The 335-nt window shown below is 53.1% G+C and carries 1 protein-coding gene; it reads right to left on the bottom strand.

Annotated features, from left to right (window positions below):
• Nucleotides 1-274 (bottom strand): phosphotransferase (locus tag EZM41_RS03885; protein ID WP_198469719.1); only part of this gene is annotated, 274 nt, incomplete at its 3' end.
• Nucleotides 275-335: the final 61 nt, after the last annotated feature.

Here is a 335-nt window from a genome sequence, read left to right as displayed (position 1 = left end):
CAAACCTGTTCCCAGAGTGCATCATGCACTGGTGCTTTAGCTCGCCGGCTACCATACCCAAGTCGTAAGAACGATCGCCCCAAGCGATATTTTCGAGGTCTATAACCGCCACACTGGTTCTCTTGAATAGAAAGTTAGACTGCGTAGCGTCGCCATGGATAAGGCATTTTCGGCCATCCCTCAAAAGGGGAAGCTTGGTCCATTTTTCGATGAGACATCGCATTTGCCTCGCCGCATTCGCATCGATTAAGTTTGCCCTCTCGGCTCTCTTCATCTTCCCCATAAAAGACCGCCGACGTGGAGAAGTCTCTCCGCCGTCCGTGTCAGGGGGGGGG

The sequence above is a fragment of the Acetomicrobium sp. S15 = DSM 107314 genome, assembly GCF_016125955.1.
GTDB lineage: Bacteria > Synergistota > Synergistia > Synergistales > Thermosynergistaceae > Thermosynergistes > Thermosynergistes pyruvativorans.
The sequence above is the reverse complement of the archived record's forward strand: the minus strand, read 5'-3'. Positions and strand labels throughout refer to the sequence as shown.